The sequence below is a fragment of the Actinocorallia herbida genome (assembly GCF_003751225.1).
Classification (GTDB): Bacteria; Actinomycetota; Actinomycetes; order Streptosporangiales; family Streptosporangiaceae; genus Actinocorallia; species Actinocorallia herbida.
In genome coordinates this window covers 8,868,854-8,886,078 of record NZ_RJKE01000001.1, presented here as the reverse complement: position 1 = coordinate 8,886,078, position 17,225 = coordinate 8,868,854, and the positions used below count along the sequence as shown (strand labels likewise).

19 protein-coding genes are annotated in these 17,225 nt (G+C 71.1%); 7 read left to right on the top strand and 12 right to left on the bottom strand.

The features are described 5' to 3' along the window. Positions 1-20 precede the first annotated feature (20 nt). Positions 21-1,292 carry a Na+/H+ antiporter NhaA gene (gene nhaA / locus EDD29_RS40440; protein WP_246053662.1) on the bottom strand — a complete coding sequence of 424 codons (1,272 nt, stop codon included), beginning with the start codon at positions 1,290-1,292 and terminating at the stop codon, positions 21-23. A 424-nt stretch (positions 1,293-1,716) separates the two neighbouring features. Between nhaA and EDD29_RS40435 the strand changes: the two genes are divergently transcribed. From EDD29_RS40435 to EDD29_RS40420, 4 genes are all read left to right on the top strand, one after another. Further along, a complete protein-coding gene (locus tag EDD29_RS40435; RefSeq protein ID WP_123669430.1) occupies positions 1,717-2,148 on the top strand; it encodes an ArsR/SmtB family transcription factor in 432 nt (143 codons plus the stop codon). Beyond that, positions 2,145-3,131, top strand: a complete 987-nt coding sequence (locus tag EDD29_RS40430) for a cation diffusion facilitator family transporter (protein ID WP_123669429.1) — start codon at positions 2,145-2,147, stop codon at positions 3,129-3,131. Before EDD29_RS40435 ends, EDD29_RS40430 begins: the two co-directional genes overlap by 4 nt. Before the next feature lie 273 nt (positions 3,132-3,404). After that, entirely contained in the window at positions 3,405-4,292 is an 888-nt protein-coding gene (locus EDD29_RS40425) for an EamA family transporter (RefSeq protein WP_123669428.1), read from the top strand. A gap of 114 nt (positions 4,293-4,406) precedes the next feature. Then, positions 4,407-5,933 carry an SDR family oxidoreductase gene (locus EDD29_RS40420; protein WP_123669427.1) on the top strand — a complete coding sequence of 509 codons (1,527 nt, stop codon included), beginning with the start codon at positions 4,407-4,409 and terminating at the stop codon, positions 5,931-5,933. Here the strand turns inward: EDD29_RS40420 and EDD29_RS40415 are convergent. The 8 genes from EDD29_RS40415 to EDD29_RS40380 all read right to left on the bottom strand — a co-directional run bounded on the left by EDD29_RS40415 (position 5,852) and on the right by EDD29_RS40380 (position 13,462). After that, on the bottom strand, positions 5,852-6,475 hold the full coding sequence (locus EDD29_RS40415) for a TMEM175 family protein (protein ID WP_123669426.1): 624 nt from the start codon (positions 6,473-6,475) through the stop codon (positions 5,852-5,854). The two genes, EDD29_RS40420 and EDD29_RS40415, sit on opposite strands and share 82 nt — an antisense overlap. Before the next feature lie 367 nt (positions 6,476-6,842). After that, positions 6,843-7,202, bottom strand: coding sequence for a hypothetical protein (locus EDD29_RS47470; protein ID WP_123669425.1), 360 nt, complete (start codon positions 7,200-7,202; stop codon positions 6,843-6,845). Between the two features lie 67 nt (positions 7,203-7,269). Beyond that, complete coding sequence (locus EDD29_RS47465; protein ID WP_123669424.1) at positions 7,270-7,695, bottom strand: protein phosphatase; 426 nt, start codon at positions 7,693-7,695, stop codon at positions 7,270-7,272. A 187-nt stretch (positions 7,696-7,882) separates the two neighbouring features. Next, entirely contained in the window at positions 7,883-9,574 is a 1,692-nt protein-coding gene (locus EDD29_RS40400; protein WP_123670996.1) for a solute symporter family protein, read from the bottom strand. Between the two features lie 17 nt (positions 9,575-9,591). Continuing rightward, positions 9,592-10,170: a DUF485 domain-containing protein gene (locus EDD29_RS47460; protein ID WP_246053257.1), complete on the bottom strand. Its 579-nt coding sequence runs from the start codon at positions 10,168-10,170 to the stop codon at positions 9,592-9,594. A gap of 640 nt (positions 10,171-10,810) precedes the next feature. Further along, the gene (locus EDD29_RS40390; RefSeq protein WP_123669423.1) at positions 10,811-11,404 is read right to left on the bottom strand and encodes a hypothetical protein; all 594 of its coding nucleotides are present in this window, start codon (positions 11,402-11,404) and stop codon (positions 10,811-10,813) included. 641 nt (positions 11,405-12,045) lie between these two features. Beyond that, positions 12,046-12,816 (bottom strand): HAD-IIA family hydrolase, encoded by a 771-nt coding sequence (locus EDD29_RS40385; RefSeq protein WP_123669422.1) that lies wholly within the window; start codon positions 12,814-12,816, stop codon positions 12,046-12,048. 67 nt (positions 12,817-12,883) lie between these two features. Continuing rightward, positions 12,884-13,462, bottom strand: a complete 579-nt coding sequence (locus EDD29_RS40380) for a GNAT family N-acetyltransferase (protein WP_123669421.1) — start codon at positions 13,460-13,462, stop codon at positions 12,884-12,886. Between the two features lie 34 nt (positions 13,463-13,496). Between EDD29_RS40380 and EDD29_RS40375 the strand changes: the two genes are divergently transcribed. After that, positions 13,497-13,907: a gamma-glutamylcyclotransferase family protein gene (locus EDD29_RS40375; RefSeq protein ID WP_123670995.1), complete on the top strand. Its 411-nt coding sequence runs from the start codon at positions 13,497-13,499 to the stop codon at positions 13,905-13,907. On the opposite strand, the gene EDD29_RS40370 is transcribed toward EDD29_RS40375, so the two are convergent. Together EDD29_RS40370 and EDD29_RS40365 are read right to left on the bottom strand one after the other, a co-directional pair. After that, a complete protein-coding gene (locus EDD29_RS40370) occupies positions 13,904-14,866 on the bottom strand; it encodes an NADPH:quinone oxidoreductase family protein (protein ID WP_123669420.1) in 963 nt (320 codons plus the stop codon). The genes EDD29_RS40375 and EDD29_RS40370 overlap by 4 nt on opposite strands. A gap of 40 nt (positions 14,867-14,906) precedes the next feature. After that, entirely contained in the window at positions 14,907-15,383 is a 477-nt protein-coding gene (locus EDD29_RS40365; RefSeq protein WP_123669419.1) for a GNAT family N-acetyltransferase, read from the bottom strand. A gap of 141 nt (positions 15,384-15,524) precedes the next feature. Between EDD29_RS40365 and EDD29_RS40360 the strand changes: the two genes are divergently transcribed. After that, positions 15,525-15,794, top strand: coding sequence for a WhiB family transcriptional regulator (locus EDD29_RS40360; protein WP_123670994.1), 270 nt, complete (start codon positions 15,525-15,527; stop codon positions 15,792-15,794). Positions 15,795-15,860: 66 nt separating this feature from the next. Continuing rightward, a complete protein-coding gene (locus tag EDD29_RS40355) occupies positions 15,861-16,472 on the top strand; it encodes a rhomboid family intramembrane serine protease (RefSeq protein WP_123669418.1) in 612 nt (203 codons plus the stop codon). A 2-nt stretch (positions 16,473-16,474) separates the two neighbouring features. On the opposite strand, the gene EDD29_RS40350 is transcribed toward EDD29_RS40355, so the two are convergent. Beyond that, entirely contained in the window at positions 16,475-17,221 is a 747-nt protein-coding gene (locus EDD29_RS40350) for an SDR family oxidoreductase (RefSeq protein ID WP_123669417.1), read from the bottom strand. Between the last annotated feature and the right edge of the window lie 4 nt (positions 17,222-17,225).

The window sequence follows — 17,225 nt, the reverse complement described above, 5'->3', positions numbered from 1 at the left end:
TCCGGCTGGAGGCAGGCGGCTCAGCCGCGCTGGTAGATGTCGGGGATGCCGTCGTGGTCGTCGTCGCGGGTCTCCTCCTCGTGGATGCGGCGGTAGGCGCGGTTGCGCAGGCGCAGCACGATCGCGGCGAGGAGGCTCGCGGTCAGTGAGGCGGCCAGGACGGCGATCTTGACATGGTCGGCCGTCTCGCCTGTGCCGAAGGCGAGTTCCCCGATCAGCAGGGAGACCGTGAAGCCGATCCCCGCGAGCAGCGACAGGCCGAGGACGTCCAGCCAGGACAGGTCGGTGTCGAGATCGGCGTGGGTGAACCGGGAGACCAGCCAGGTCGCGAGCATCACGCCCGCCGGTTTGCCGAGGACGAGCCCCGCGAACACGCCGAGCGCCACCGGATCGGAGACCGTGCTCCGCAGTCCTGCGACCCCGCCGACGGCGACGCCCGCCGACATCAGCGCGAACAGCGGCACCGCCACCCCCGCCGAGAGCGGGCGGAACCTGTGCTCGAAGTGCTCCGCCAGCCCCGGCCCCGCCTCGGGGCCGCCCGCCTTCCGGCTGCGCAGGACGGGCACCGCGAACCCGAGCAGGATGCCCGCGACCGTCGCGTGGACGCCCGAGGCGTGCACGAGGATCCAGGTCGCGGCGGCGAGCGGCAGCAGCAGCCACCAGGAGCGGATCCGGCGCTGCACCAGCAGGGTGAACAGGCCGAGCGGGATCAGCGCGGCCAGCAGGGGCATCGGCGACAGATCCGCGGTGTAGACGACCGCGATGATCACGATCGCGATGAGGTCGTCGACGACCGCGAGGGTCAGCAGGAACGTCCGCAGCGCCGCGGGGAGGAAGCGGCCGAGCACGGCCAGCACCGCCAGGGCGAAGGCGATGTCGGTCGCTGTAGGGATCGCCCAGCCCTCGGCCGCGCCCGGGGTGCCCCGGGCGACCGTCAGGAAGACCAGCGCGGGCAGGATCACCCCGCCGCAGGCCGCCGCCACCGGAACCGCGGCCCGCCGCGGGTCGCGCAGGTCGCCCGCGACGAACTCGCGTTTCAGTTCCAGCCCGGCGACGAAGAAGAAGATCGCGAGCAGGCCGTCCGCCGCCCATGTCGCCAGGGAGAGGTGCAGGTGCAGGGCTTCCGGTCCGATGCCGAAGTCGCGCACCGCCGCGTAGGAGGAAGCCCAAGGCGAGTTCGCCCAGGCCACCGCCACCACCGCGCCCGCGAGCAGCAGCGCGCCGCCGACGGTCTCCGCCCGCAGGACCTCGGCGATCCGCCCCGCCTCGGGCCATGTGCCCCGCCCGAGGATGACCCGCCGCCTGTTTCCGCTCGCGCCTTGACCCACGTGCACTCCCGTCGCCTGAGGCGTCGTTCACCGACCGCCGACCAGACTTCCCGGCACACCAGCCACCAATACTACCCAGCAGCTGCGAAAACACCCCACCAATACTACCCAGCAGCTGCGAAAACACCGCGGACCCCGCGCCGCACACCCGCGCCACCATTGTCCGGACCATCACCGCACACCTCCCGCCTCGACCGACCGCTTACCCCCTCACCGTGCCATTCCACAAGACCCGTTCTGAGTTATCCACAGGCCTGATCTCCCAGGTACCGCAGAAGAAATCTCCCAGCGCTCAACAAATCACGATCATTTGCCCGGTGGAACGACGGAAGCGATTCCCGGTCGGGTAGGTCGTGACACGGCGGGCCCTTCGCGTTAACCTCCACGTATGAGCAACGGTTCAGATGAGCAGATGATCGTGGACGGGTGCGCCGTCCGGGTCGTCGACCCGGCGCGCGTCGCCGTCGTGGCCGAGGCCATGCCCGCGGACGAGGACGTCGTCGAACTCGCCGACGTGTTCGGGCTGCTGTCCGATCCCGGGCGGCTGCGGGTGCTCGTCGCCCTGCTCGAAGGGGAGATGTGCGTGTGCGACCTCGCGGTGGTCGCGCGGGCGAGCGAGTCGGCCACCTCCCATCACCTGCGGCTGCTGCGCGCCCACCGGGTCGTCACCTCCCGCAGGTCCGGCCGGATGGCCTACTACCGTCTCGCCGACGCGCACGTGCGGATGCTCCTGGACGTCGCGCTCACCCACGTCGGCCACGCCCCCGCCACCGGGCACCCCGAGCGTGCGGCGGCCGAGACCCCGGCGGGCCTCGCGTGAGCGCCCAGGGCCACGACCACGGCCCCGAGGCCGGGCACGGCCATGGGCACGGCCACGCGGTGGGCGCGGACGCCGATCGCAAGTGGCTGACGGGCGCGCTCGCGCTGATCATCGTGTTCATGGCGGGCGAGGTGGTCGTGGGTCTCGTCGCCCGGTCGCTGGCGCTCATCTCCGACGCCGCGCACATGCTCACCGACGCGATGTCCATCGTGCTCGCGCTGATCGCCATGCGGCTCGCCGCGCGCCCACCGAAGGGCGGCTACACCTTCGGCCTCAAGCGCGCCGAGATCCTCTCGGCCCAGGCCAACGGGCTCACCCTGCTCCTGCTGGCGGCCTGGCTCGCCTACGAGGCGGTGCGCCGCTTCCTGGATCCGCCGGAGGTCGGGGGCGGCCTCGTCCTGGTGACGGCGCTCGCCGGGGTCGTGGTGAACCTCCTGGCCACCTGGATGCTCTCCAAGGCCAACCGGTCGAGCCTGAACGTCGAAGGCGCCTTCCAGCACATCCTGAACGACCTGTTCGCGTTCATCGCCACCGCCATCGCGGGCCTGATCATGGTCACGACCGGGTTCGCGCGGGCGGACGCGATCGCGACCCTCGTCGTCGTCTTCCTGATGGTCAAGGCGGGCGTCGGACTCGTCCGCGAATCCGGAAGGATCCTCCTGGAGGCGGCCCCGGCAGGTCTGGAACCCGAACGGGTCGGTCCGCTGCTCGTCGCCAGCCCCTACGTGAGCGAAGTCCACGACCTGCACATCTGGCAGATCACCTCAGGCATGTCGGCCGCCTCCGCCCACGTCCTCGTCACCCCCGGGCGTGACTGCCACGCCGTCCGCGCAGACCTCGAAACCCTCCTCCATGACCTGGGCATCACCCACACCACCCTCCAGGTCGACCACGCCTCCGCCCAGTACCTCGCCATAGGCCGCCCCCACAGCCCCTCGACCGACCCGGACGAGGCCTGGACCCGCCCACCGCACCCGTGCTGAGGAGGGGGAACGAGTGCGTCCCCTAAGGCCATCCACCAGTCCGTTCTGGGCCTGGGGCCGGGAAAGCGCCTATTCTTCTGTCGTGCACAAGTACTGGCACGTGGTGCTTCCGCCTCTCGTCGTCTGACGGACGCAGCAGGCTGACGCCTTTTCGGTGAAGACCGGCCAAGCGGGCCGGTGTCTTTCGCGTGCCGTCCGTCTCCTTCCCTCCACAGCTTCGAGACGGAAAGTTCATTCGTGCAGAATCAGGATTCCCTTCCCCGCTCTTCGCCCATGCCCGCGGCGCGTCTGCTCTCGGGACCGATGCCGATCCTCGCCGCCGGGATCCTGTGGGGGACCACGGGGACCGCCGCGTCGTTCGCGCCCGCCGGGGCCGACGCCGCGGCCGTCGGGTCGGCCGCGCTGGTGCTCGGCGGCCTCTTGCTGTTCCTCACCACGCGGGGTTCGCTTCGCCTGGCGGTAGGCGGAACCCCGGCGCGCAAGGTGCGGCTGCTCCTCGGCGCGGTGACCGTCGCGGGCTACCCGGTGACGTTCTACCCGGCCGTGTCGATGACGGGCGTCGCCGTCGCCACGGTCATCGCGCTCGGCAGCGCCCCGGTGTTCGCCGGGCTGCTCGGCTGGTGCCTCGGGCACGGCCGCCCGTCGGCCCGCTGGATGTGGGCCACCGGCGCGGCGGTCGCCGGATGCGGCGCCCTCGTGCTCGGGCCCGCGCTCGACGGGTCCGGTGCCCGGGTGGATCTCGTCGGGGTCGCTCTCGCGCTGGTCGCCGGGGCGTCCTACGCGGCCTATTCGCTCATTGCGGGCCGGCTCATCTCCGAGGGAGAGGCGTCGAGCCCCGTCATGGGGGTGATGTTCGGCGGGGCGGCCCTGCTGGTCCTGCCCGTAGTGCTCGCCACCGGACCCGGCTGGATCGCCACGGGCGCGGGCCTCTCCATCACCGTCTACCTGGCCTTCTTCACCAGCTTCCTGGCGTACCGGCTCTTCGGGATCGGCCTGCGGAACACCTCGGCGGAGACGGCCACGGTCCTCACCCTCTCCGAGCCCGCTGTGGCGGCCCTCCTTGGGGTCGTCGTCTTGGACGAGTACCTTCCGCCGCTGTCCTGGGCCGGACTCGCGGTCCTCGCCCTTGCCCTGGCCGTTCTGACGACGTCTGACGGCTGAGCCTTGGACCAGGTGCCGTCACCCTGAGACGGCACCGGGGCCCCATCCGGATCTGGTGATGTGTCGTGACTTAGAGTTGATGTCCTGGTACTCCACGTATGAGGGGTGAGGGGCATGCGGGTCCTGGTGACGGGGGCGTCCGGCTACATCGGCGGGCGGTTGGTGCCCGAACTGCTCGCGGCCGGGCACACCGTGCGGTGCGCCGCCCGCCGGCCGGAGAACCTGCGCGGCCAGCCCTGGGCGGGCGACGTCGAAACCGTCAAGGCCGACGTCCTGGAATCCGCCGCGATCGGCGCGGCCCTGGACGGCATGGACGTCGCCTACTACCTCGTGCACGCGATGGGCTCGGGCCGCGACTTCGAAGAACGCGACCGCGAGGCGGCCTGGACGTTCGCGGCGGCCGCGGCACGGGCCGGAGTGACCCGCATCGTCTACCTGGGCGGCCTCGGCGCGGGCAGGGAGGTCTCCCCGCACCTGCGCTCCCGCAACGAGGTCGGCGAGATCCTGCTCGCCGGGGAGTCGCCCGCGATCGTGCTGCGCGCCGCGACGATCATCGGTTCCGGCTCAGCCTCCTTCGAGATGCTGCGCTACCTGACCGAGCGGCTGCCCGCCATGGTGACGCCCAGGTGGGTGCACACCAGGATCCAGCCGATAGCCGTGCGGGACGTCCTGCGCTACCTCACGGCGTGCGCGAACATCCCGGGCATAGTGCGCGGCTCCTTCGATATCGGAGGGCCCGATGTGCTCACCTATGAGGAGATGATGCAGCGGTACGCCGCCATAGCGGGGCTGCCGAAACGGCTCATCATCCCGGTGCCCGTACTGTCGCCGTCCCTGTCCAGCCACTGGGTGGGGCTGGTGACGCCCGTCCCCAGGGCCATCGCCCGTCCGCTGGTGGAGGGCCTGCGGACCGAGGTGGTGTGCCGCGACCACGCGATCCGCGCCCTGGTCCCGGACCCGCCGGAAGGACTCATCGGCTTCGACGAGTCCGTGGAACTCGCGCTGCGGCGCATTCGCGAGGCGTCGGTGGCGACCAGGTGGTCGTCGGCCTCGATCCCGGGACGGCCCAGCGACCCGCTGCCGAGCGACCCCGATTGGGCGGGCGGCAGCCTCTACGTGGAGGAGCGCGTCGCCGTCACGGAGGCGCCGGCCGCCGTCGTCTGGACCGTCATAGAAGGCATCGGCGGGGACAACGGGTGGTACTCCCTCCCCGTCGCCTGGAGGCTGCGGGGCTTCCTTGACCGGCTCGTCGGCGGCGTGGGGCTGCGGCGCGGTAGGCGCGATCCCGAGCGATTGCGGGTAGGGGACGCGCTGGATTTCTGGCGTGTGGAGGAGGTCGTCCCCGGCTCTCTGCTCCGGCTGCGCGCGGAGATGATGCTTCCCGGCCTCGCCTGGCTGGAGCTGAGCGTCCACGAGGCGCACGGCCGTACGCTGCTGCGCCAGAGGGCCGTCTTCCACCCGCGTGGCCTCCTCGGTCACCTCTACTGGAAGGCCCTGACCCCGTTCCACGGGATCATCTTCGGCAGGATGCCGCAGAACATCGTCAAGGCCGCCGCGCGTCAGGCAGTCCGAGCCGGGTCCTCGCCGCGCGTGAGGACGCGCATGACGACCGGGGACAGGAAGAGCAAGAGCAGGGCGTAGTACGTGACGCCCGGGACGGTCGAGGACACCGCGAGCGCGAGCGCCAGAAGGCACGTCGCCGTCACGGAGCCGAGGAGGTCGTCCCGGGTGAGCGGCAGGCCCGGACGCTGGATGTCGGGCGTGCGGCGGATGGCGATCGCCATGACGGTCTGGCAGGCGCTCGCCGCGAGGATCGTGCCGATGTAGACGCCCGCGGTGAACCTGTCGTCCGTCTCGTACGTGCTGGTCATCTCCGTCGGGAAGGGGATCACCACGATCGTGAGCACCCAGGCGAGGTTCCAGAGCATCAGCCGTCGGTCGTAGGCGCGGACATGGTGGAACAGTTGGTGGTGGACCATCCACAACCGGGCGATGACGACGAAGCTCAGCAGGAACCCGAAGATGGCCCGGCGGTTGGTCGTGAGGAACTCACGCGCGCCGCCGCTCTGGTCCGCGCCCTCGCCCACCGCGTCGACGAGCGGAAGGACCAGGAGCGTGAGGGCGATCGCGACGACCGCGTCGGTGAAGTTGACGAGCCGCTCCGACTCCCTGAACGTGGCCATCTCCGCACGCTAGCCCGAGGGAGCGCGCAGGCCCGGTAATCGTCGTTCCAAGTGGGGCGCGGGTCGCCGCGGCCGTTGATTGGGTCGCCCGCATGGACGTCTACGCCTCGATGGAGACCACCCCGGACCCGGTCCCGGACCCCGAACTGCCGCGCTGGTGCCGGGACGAACTGGACCACCGTGCCAAGGTCCGCCGAAGGATCGACCTCGCCTTGCGTGCCGCGACCTCGACGGCCCTCCTCTCCGGAAGCGCGGTGCTCTTCTGGACCTTCGTCCTCGACCCGCCGCCCACGCCCGCCGCGCCGCGGGGCGCCCCTGCCCGGCCGACGGCAGACCGGACGGAGCCGGGGCCTCCCGTGGTCGTCGACTACACGCCGACCGAGCCGTCCAAGCCCAATCCGGTGCTGCCGGCTTTGGCCGACGGCACCGCGACGCCGTCGAGCGGTCCGATCGTCATCGACGCGTTCCCCGATGACTCCGTCGATCCTGAGGATCCCGTCGGCCTCGGCGACGCGCAGGACGCCTTGCGGCACCGGCCGCGCCCGGAGAAGGCGGCCCGGCCGAAGCCGCCCGCGCCACCGAAGCCGCGGGCGTCGACGGCACCGGAACCCGCGCCGCCGCGCCCGCGTGCGACGCCCGAGCAGGCACGGCCGAGCGCGCAGCCGGTGCGGAAGCCGAAGAAGAAGAAACGCAGGTATCTGACCGCCGACGAGGAGTGCGCCCGCACCTACAAGGACCCCAAGCTCCTGCTGTCGTGTCTCAAGCTCTGGGACAGCGGGGCCCGGCTCGCCGGTTCAGCCGAAACGCAGGACGAACCGCCGCTGCCACGGGGTCTCGACCGCCCGCGGGTGATAGCGCGCTCGGACGTAGGCGACGGCCTCCTCCGCGGGGACCCCGTCGAGGACGGCCAGGCAGGCGAGCGCGAGGCCGGTCCGTCCCACGCCGCCTCCGCACCCGACCTCGACACGACGGTCGCCGGCGCGTTCGAGCGCGAGGCGGAACGCGGCGCGGGCGTCCGCGGGGTCGGCGGGCGAGCGGAAGTCAGGGCACCGCACCCAGCGGCTCTCCCAGGAGGTCTCGGGCGGTCGGCCGAGGAGGTAGACCCCGAAATCGGGCTGCTCCCCGCCCTCCTGGACGCGACGGCGCAGGCCCCGGCCGCGGATCGCCAGACCTGACGGCAGGAGCAGCACACCTGGCCCGACGGTCCACATCGCCTTCATTCGGCGACGTTAACCGGCGGCCCGCGAAGTTATCCACAGATCGAAAATATTCTCGGTGAGGTCTTGTCGCGCAGCGTAATCTGTGCTCGTCAGGCCGGGCGCGAGACCCCGGAAACGCGTGTGCCCGACGTCGCGGACGTCGGGCACACGGGGGTCGCGAGGCGCGGCGCGGTCGGGTGCGGTCGGGTCAGGGGGTGCGCTGGTGTCTGGGAGCACGGGACGGCGGTCGGTGGGAGCCGACGCCGGTCAGGGAGCGGACGGACAGCTCGTCGTAGGCGGAGGGTTCGGGGCGTTCGGAGCTGAACAGGGTGCCGACGATCGCGCAGAGGAAGCCGAACGGGATGGAGACCAGGCCGGGGTTCTCCAGCGGGAAGACGGCGAAGTCGAGGCCCGCGGGCAGGAGCGAGAGGCTCTGCCCCGTCAGAGGGTCGACCTTGCCCGAGACGACCGGCGAGAAGGCGACGAGCACGAGCGAGCCGCCGAGGCCGCCGTAGATGCCCGCGACGGCGCCCGCCGAGGTGAAGCGCCGCCAGAACAGGGACAGCACGATCGCCGGGAGGTTGGCCGACGCGGCCATGGCGAAGGCGAGGGCCACGAGGAACGCCACGTTGAGGTTCCGCGCGATGATCGCCAGCAGTATGGCCAGGGCGCCGATGACGAAGGCGGAGACCCGCGCCACCGCGACCTCCTGGGACTCCCGGGGCCGCCCGAACATCAGCACATGGCCGAAGAAGTCGTGCGCGAGGGAGGTCGAGGAGGCGAGTACCAGCCCGGAGACCACGGCCAGGATGGTGGCGAAGGCGACCGCGCCGATGAACGCGAGAAGGATGTCGCCGCCGATCTGCCCGCCGAAGTGGGTGCCGAGCGCGTGCGCGAGCTGGAGGGCCGCGGTGTTCCCTGCCGGGTCCTGCTCGGTGATCGCCTCGTGCCCGACGATCGCGGCGGCGCCGAACCCGAGCGCGAGCGTCATCAGATAGAACCCGCCGACCAGGCCGATCGCCCAGTTCACCGAGCGGCGGGCGGCCCGCGCGTCGGGGACGGTGAAGAAGCGGCCGACGATGTGCGGGAGGCCCGCCGTGCCGAGCACGAGGGCGAGCGCGAGGCTGAGGAAGTCCAGCTTGTTGAGCACCGAGCGGAAGACGTCGCCCTCGATGTCCTGGCCGTAGCGGCCGCCGGGCTGCAGGAAGCCCTCGGGACGGGCGCTGGCGTCGGCGGCGGAGCCGAGCATCGCGCTCGGGTTGAAGCCGAAGCGGCTGAGCACCAGCACCGTCAGCACGACCGTGCTGGCGACCAGCAGGACCGCCTTGATGATCTGCACCCAGGTGGTGGCCTTCATCCCGCCGAACATGACGTAGAAGACCATGACGGCGCCGACCACGACGATCGTCAGGACCTGCGCGGCATCGGCGGAGACTCCGGCGAACTCCTCGCCGCGCCGGATGCCGAGCAGCAGGGAGACGAGCGCGCCCGCGCCGACCATCTGCGCCAGGAGGTAGAACACCGAGACGACGACCGTGGAGATGGCGGCCGCGGTCCGTACCCGGGGCTGCCGCTTGACCCGGTAGGACAGCACGTCGGCCATGGTGAAACGGCCCGCGTTGCGCATCAGCTCGACCAGCAGGAGGCTGAGCAGCCACGCGACGAGGAAGCCGATCGAATACAGGAAGCCGTCGTACCCCGAGAGTGCGATGAGGCCCGCGATGCCGAGGAACGAGGCCGCCGACATGTAGTCCCCGGCGAGCGCGATGCCGTTCTGCATGCCGGAGAAGGCGCGGCCGCCGGCGTAGAAGTCGTCGGCGCCGCGGGTGGTGCTGCGGGCCCAGAACGTGATGCCGAGGGTGATGAGGATGAACGCGATGAACAGCCCCACGGTCAGCATCCTGCCGTCCGCGGCGATCACGACGCGCCCTCGGCGGGGACGCCCCGGCCCGCGACGCGGCGGTCCGTGGCGGGCTGCGGCGGAACCGCGGCAGGCCGCGCGGCTTGGCGGTTCGGCGGAATCGCGGTCGGCCGCATGGCTTGGTTCGACGGAGTCGTGGCAGGCCTGGCGGCTTGGCGGCCTGGCGGGACCTCGGCCTGCGGGGCGGTCTGGAGATCCGGCGGGACCTCGGCAGGCCGCCACGCCGCGGTGCGCACCCGGTGCTCGGACTCGGCGCGCAGCTGCGCGGCCAGCGGGTCCAGCATGAGGCGGGCGTAGCGCGAGTAGTACCAGGCGAGCCCGAACGTCGAGGCGAACTGGAGCACGCCCAGCACCAGCGCGACGTTCACATGGCCGAAGACGTTCTGGGCCATGAACCCGCGTGCGAACGCGGACAGCCCTATGTAGAGGAGGTACCAGCCGAGGAAGACCCCGGCGAATCTGATCACCAGTCGTTGGAACCTGGCTCTGAGCAGCCGGAACTTCCGGTCCCCGGCGATGACCGCGCACTCACCGCCCATCCGCTCCGCGCCGGGCCGTATCGTCGCCGCCGCCATCCCGCCCCCTTGGCTCGCTTACCGTAGCCGGACAACTCCGTAGCGGAACCAAACGATAACCGGGAGTGCACGGCTTTGCAGGGGATTACCGGAATGGATTACATCTCCTCCCACGACTCGGCAATGTTCCCCCCAACCCGCTGGACGTGTCCCCGAACCGGCGCCCGTGAACCCGGCGCTCGCCCACACCCGGAGCCCGCCCCGCCCCGCGCCGGGTCACCGGACCCATGGGCTTGGGCTGATCGCTGGGCGCGGGCTGCTCTCGGGACATGCCGCTGGGTGTTGATCATCCGGCCGTGGGCCGGCTTCGGAAGGCGCAGGTGGGAGCTGTGCCGCGGGTTGGTCTCGGGATGTCCCGCCGGGTGCTGATCACCCGGGCATGGGCCGGCTTCGGAAGGCGCCCGCTGCGCGGTGGGCGCGGGCTGGTTTCGGAATGCGCGCGAGTGATGTGCGGTGGGCGCGGGCTGGTCGCGGCGCGCGGCGCTGGGACTCGCGCCGGGTGTGCGATGCCGGGCTTGGGCGCGGGTGGAACTCGAGTGCGGGCTCGGTGCTCGGCTCGGCTCGGGGGCGGCGTGGGCGGGGGCGGACCGGGGGCGCGGTCTCCCGGGGGAAGGTGCCGGGAAACCGCGCTGGTGGGCGGTCAGGGGCGGCGGACCCAGGCCGGGCAGTCGGTCTCTTTGAGGGAGACCTGGAGGTGGTGGTACTCCTCCACGTCGATGACGCCCACGTCCTTGCGGATGACGTCGTCGTAGAAGCGTTCACTGGCGATGAGGCACACGGGTGCGGGTGAGCGGCCCACGAGCTCCTTGAACGACGGGGCGTCCAGGAGGCGGCAGAGGTGGTTGACGTCGGTGCCGACGAGGCCGCGGCCGTCGTGCCGGGCGACGCCGAGGTGGACGGCGGCGCGCAGGCGCATCTGCGCGATCTCGCTGGCCAGCCGGTTGCGCCTTTTGACGTGCGCCTTCAGCCCGTCGAACACCGCGGTCACCAGTAGCGCGGGGTCGTGGCCGGAGGGGACGGCCGCGATGACGCCGTCGCCGCGGTCCTCAACATAGATGTCGCCGTAGGGGATGCGCGCATGGGTGAAGCTCGCCTCGAGCGCCCGGTACATGTTGTCGCGCAGGAACCCCTGGACCTCGTCGGTCCGCCGCGCGTCGCCGTAGGAGATCACGTCGCAGGAGAACAGGTGACACCAGCCCGTCGGCGTCCACGGCGCGGCAGTGTCGGCGGTCATGGGAGGTCCCCCGCAGGGTCGGCGCCCCATCTGGACGGCGCGCCGCGGTCAAGGACATTCCGGATAAAGAATGAAGGTGTCTGCTCATCACACTGCTCCCGCACGCTTCTCTCCCTTCCCTGAGATCAAAGAGAAAAAGACCGAATCGAGGCCCGGTGGGGGCGCATGAACGGTCGTTTGCTGTCTCGCAGCATAGCGACGGAGGCTCTGCCCGCGCCCGTCATCGGTTAATGCCGAACTGTGTCGCCGCCGCACTGGGCGTTTCCGCATTGCGGCGGGAGTGTCGTACCGGGCGGGACGGATCGGGGTCGCGTGCCCCGGTCGTGCGAGCGGGAATCTTCGGGGGCGCGAAGTATGCCGGGTGACACGAGGCGGGAGCACATCGCGGCAGGAAGAGGTCACCGGGCACGATAAAGCAGGTCATCGGCCATGCGGTGCCGTTCTCCCTGTTCTGGACGGTCGGTCGCCGTCGGCGGGACGTGGGTGCTCGAACGCATCCCGCGAGGGAAAGCGGGGACTTTCGTCTTTCCGGTGGGCCGAAACGCGTCTTGCGTTTCGCGGGACCACTGGATTCGGCGCGGGAAAGGCTGAGCGGCGGGCGCGAATTCCTCAGTCAGTGATTGCGTAGGGAAGCGGCCATGTCAAGATGTGCTGCGGGAATCGAGGAGGGCGGGCAGGTCCGCGACGGAGTCGATGACGTGGTCGGGCGCGGCGAAGGCCGCCGCGAGATCCTTTTCCCGGAACTTCCCCGTACGGACCTGGACTCCGGTGAGTCCCGCGCGCTGAGCGCCGAGGACGTCGGCTTCGAGGTCGTCGCCGACCATGACCCCGGTGTCGGCGCCGAGGCGGGCGAGGGCGGCGTGGAAGAACGCGGGGGAGGGCTTGCCGATGACCTCGGCCCGGACGCCCGCGGCGGCCTCCCAGCCGAGGAGGTAGGCGCCCGCGTCGAGGCTGAGGCCGTCGGCGGTGCGCCAGGACAGGTTCCGGGCCATGGCGACCAGGTGGGCGCCGTCGTTGAGGAAACCGAAGACCCGGTCGACGGTCGGGTAGTCGAAGGCGGGTCCCGCGCCGCCGACCACGACGACGTCGGGGGCGTCGTCGACGAGCCGGACGCCGGGCAGGTCGGCGGTGACGTCGCCGCCGTTGAGCAGGAAGACCCGGGCGTCCGGGTGGTGTTCGGCGAGGAAGGCCGCGGTCGCGGTGGTCGCCGTCATGACGTCGGCGGGCCCGACGGGGAAGCCCGCCGCGACGAGCGCCCCGGTGATGTCGGCCTTGGTGCGGGATGTGGTGTTGGTCAGCAGAAGCAGGTCGTGCCCGTCCGCGCGCAGCCTCGTCACGGCCTCGACCGCACCGGGGATCGGCCGCCACGCGACGGTCAGGACGCCGTCGATGTCCAGAAGCACCGCTGTCATACCGGGAATCTAGCCATGAATCCCCCGATCCAAGCCTCCCGGTCGACCACCGGGAGGGCCGGCGGGGTCAGAAGCGGCGGCCCATCCACACCGTGTAGGGATCGCGGCGCAGAACGGCGAACCCGACCGCCTCGTAGAACGCGAGCGCGTTGGTGTTGGCCGGGTCGACCCCGAAGTGGAGGCCGGTGGATCCCGCGGCGACGAGTTCCTCGGTCAGCCGCTCGATGAGGGTCCGTCCGTAACCTTTGCCCCGGGTGTCGTCCAGCAGGTTGATGTGCAGGTGGGACGGGTGGTCGCGGACGATGTCCTCGGGTGCGGGCAGGAAGTGGTGGATGATGTGGATCATCCGCTCGTCCGGGGTCCGCGGCTCGGCCGGGTCGTCGGGGTAGCGCTTCTGGAGCATCGGCCACCACTCCTGCCGGCACCGCTCCTCGAACTCGCGGGTGTCGGGCGTCCCGACGATGTAGCCGAGCACCGGGCCGCCCTCGTTCACCACCGAGGCGAACTGGGGCGAGAAGCGCAGGTAAGGCCCCGCGTAGACATGGCCGACGAGCTGGGGATCGTCATAGCCGTCCGGATTCGCCGAGGTCCGCAGGCAGATGTCGTAGACCGCGTACTCGTCGTCGAGACGGAATTTCCTGATCATTGGCTTGTCCTCTCCAACGGCTATTTTGGGGCTCATGCCCGATCTGTTTGTCTATGGCACCCTCCGCTTCCCGGAGATCCTCGAAGCGCTCCTCGGCAGAGTGCCCCGGCTGTCCCCGGCGAGCGCGGACGGCTGGCGGGTCGCCGCCCTGCCCGGTCTCGCCTATCCCGGGCTGGTCCGCGCGGAAGGCCGGGCCGAAGGGCTCGTGGTGGAGGGTCTGGCAGAGGCCGAGCTGGAGATCCTGCACGCCTACGAGGACGACGACTACACCGTCGAGACCGTGCCCCTCACCGACGGAAGGCGGGCGCTCGCCTACGTCTGGCGTCATGCGGCCCTGCCCGACGCCTGGGACCCTGCGGCGTTCGACGTCGCCGCCTGGGTCCCCGTCTGCGTCGCGTTCCGGGCGGAGCTCCCGCGCGACCGGGCGCCGCGCGAGGCGGGTTAGGGGATCAGCGCGATCTTGCCCGCGACGCGTCGGGCGGCGAGGTCGGCGAGCGCGCCCTCGATCTCGGTGAGCGGGCGCTCCTGCGGCGCGACGGGGTCGAGCCGCCCGTCGGCGACCATCGCCAGCGCGTCCTCCAGCAGTTCCCGCTGCGCGACGGGGTGGTTCAGCGCCCAGAAGCCCCAGTCGACGCCGACGACGTTCCGGTTGCGCAGCAGCACCTGGTTGAGCGGCACCGACGGGATGCCCGCGGTGAACCCGATGACGGTGTAGCGGCCGAAGTCGCGCAGGGCGCGCAGCGTGGCCGGGGCGAGTTCGCCGCCGACGGGGTCGAACACGACGTCCACGCCGCCTTCGGCGAAGTCGCGCGCGGCCGCCTTGACGGCGTCGGGGGAGGCCGTGTCCACGACGGCCTCGGCGCCCGCGGCGAGGGAGAGGTCGCGCTTCTCGGGGCTGGAGGCCGCGGCGAGGACGCGCGCGCCTAGCGCGACGGCGACCTGGACGGCGGCGAGTCCGACCCCGCTGCCCGCGCCGAGCGCGAGCACCGTCTCGCCGGGCCGCAGCCCGACGCGCTCGCGCAGCGCGAAGAGCGCTGTGCAGTAGGACTGGGTGAAGGTCGCGGCGCGGGCGAAGTCGAGCTTCTCCGGCACGTGCACCGCGGTGTTCGCGGGGATGACGACCTGGGAGGAGAATCCGCCGAACCCGCACATCGCGAGGACCCGGTCGCCGATGGCGAAGCCTTCGACGCCCTCGCCCAGCGCGCTGACGGTTCCGGCGATCTCGCTGCCGGGGGTGAAGGGAAGCGGCGGCTTGATCTGGTACTTGCCCTGGATGAGGAGCCCGTCGACGTAGTTGACGCCCGCCGCGCCGACGTCCACGCGTACCTGGCCGGGTCCGGGGTCCGGGGCCTCAGCCTCGACGAACGTGACGGATCCGAGTTCTTCCACGACGAGCTGCACCATAAAACCGAATCCTATTCGGCCATCTCCGCGGGCGAAAGGGTCAGTCGTGATCGGTGAGGGGGTACTTGAGCCCCATGTGGGACGGGCGGAAACCGACCTTCTGGTAGAACCGGATCGCCTCGGGGCGCTGGCGGTCGCTGGTGAGCTGCACCACACGGCAGCCGTAGGCGCGCGCCTCTTCGATGGCGTAGGAGAGCATGGCGTGCCCCACGCCGTGGCCGCGCAGGTCGCCCGCGACGCGCACGCCCTCGATCTGGGCGCGGGTGCTGCCCATGTAGGTGAGGCCGGGGATGTACGTGAGCTGGAGGGTGCCGACCACGTCGCCGTCGAAATCGGCGACGATGAGCCGGTTGTTCGGGTCGGCCGCGATGGCCGCGAAGGCCGCCTCGTAGTGCTCGTTGACCTCGGGAGACTCCCGGGTGGCGCCCAGGACGTCGTCGGCGAGCAGTTTGACGATCTTCTCCAGGTCCGCGTGGGTGGCGTCGCGGAAAACCGGCGGCTTGCGGGTCCCTGTCATGGGACGCAGGGTATCGGGACACGCTTCTGTTGCTTTCACGTGGCCTTGCCGTAACGCCCGCTTGTAGTACTACGGCTTGTAGTACTACATTGGGTGGTAACACCAAGTCCACGCGAGGAGGCGTGAGCCTTGAACACCACGATGTACCGCGACCCGGCCAACCCGCTGGCGGTGCGCAAGGAAGCCGACGACCACTGGACCGACCTGTCCGAGTGCCGCGGCTCCGATCCCGAGATCTTCTATCCCATCACCGAGTTCGGTCCCGCCCGCGATCAAGTGGCCGAGGCCAAGCGCGTCTGCTACCGCTGCGCCGTCGCAGCGGAATGCCTTGACTGGGCGCTGCGCGCAGGAGAGCCCGCCGGCATCTGGGGCGGCACGACCCCCGAGGAGCGCCGCTATCTTCGACGGTAATACCGGGGACTAATCGGGTAGGCCGGTCGTTGTCGATTCAGGCGACGGATAGGGATATAGCCCTCGATGAGTGAGCGAAGCAGGGCGTTCGGCAGGCGTGCGGCCGGGGAGATCAACACCCAGGCGACCCGTGCGCTCGCCGCCGCCGCCCTCGTGCTCACCGTCCTGGCCGGCATGTGGCTGCTGGAGATCGTCGATCAGCTCATCGGCAACCAGCTCGACGTGTACGGCATCCGCGCCCGCCACGTCGGCGACCTTCCCCAGATCTTCACCGCACCGTTCCTGCACGGCAGTTTCGACCATCTGATCGCCAACACCATCCCGTTCGCCGCGCTCGGCTTCCTCGCGGCCCTGCGCGGCATGGGCAAGTTCCTGATGACGAGCCTCATCGTCATCGTGATCGGCGGGCTCGGCGTCTGGTTCACCGGCCCGCCGAACTCCGAGACGCTCGGCGCGAGCATCCTGGTGTTCGGCTACTTCGGCTACCTGCTGGGCCGGGGCGTCTTCGAACGGCACATCTTCGACCTGCTGATCGCCATCGCCGTCGTCGTGCTCTACGGCGGCATCGTCTACGGCGTCTTCCCGAACGACTCGCGGATCTCCTGGCAGGGCCACCTCTTCGGGCTGGTCGGCGGCCTCATCGCCGCCTTCCTGCTACGCCGCCGCGACCGCGTCTAGCGTCAGGCGTTCGGCCGCAGGGACAGGTCGGTGACGACGGCGTCGGGCGGGGTCTCCAGGGCCCCGACGATCGCGCGCGCGACCGTGGAAGGCTGGATGTAGTCCGCGGGGTCGTACTGCCCCGATTCCTGTGCCCGGACCTTGCGCTGCATCTCGCTCGCGGTGCGCCCCGGGTAGACGGAGGTGACGCGCAGCACCGACTCCTCCTGGCGCAGCCCGTCGGCGAGCGCCTTCAGCCCGTGCTTGCTCGCCGCGTACGCCGACCAGTTCGCGTTCGTGCGCAGCCCGGCGCCCGAGTTGACGAAGACCACGTGCCCGCGCGCCGCGCGCAGCGACGGCAGCAGCAGCCGGGTCAGCTCGGCGGCCGCCACGAGGTTCACCATGAGCTGGTCGATCCAGGTGTCGGCGTCGAGTTCGGCGACCGTGCCGAGGTCGCAGACGCCCGCGGCGTGCACGACGCCGTCGAGCCTGCGCGGCAGGTCGGCGACGGCCAGAGCGGCCTCGATCCTGCGCGGTTCGCCGAGGTCGAGGACGACGGTGCGGACGGCCTGCTCGGCGGGCCGCTGGGCCTGCGGAAGGGTCCAGGCCTGGGTCTTCCCGTAGGGGGCCGCCGCGAATCGGCCCGCCATCTGCGTCAGCCGTTCCAGGGACCGCGCGGTCAGCACGAGGTCGTGTCCGCGCTCCCGCAGCAGCTCCGCGGTGGCCAGGCCGATGCCGCCCGTGGCTCCGGTGATGAGATACGTCCCCATGTCG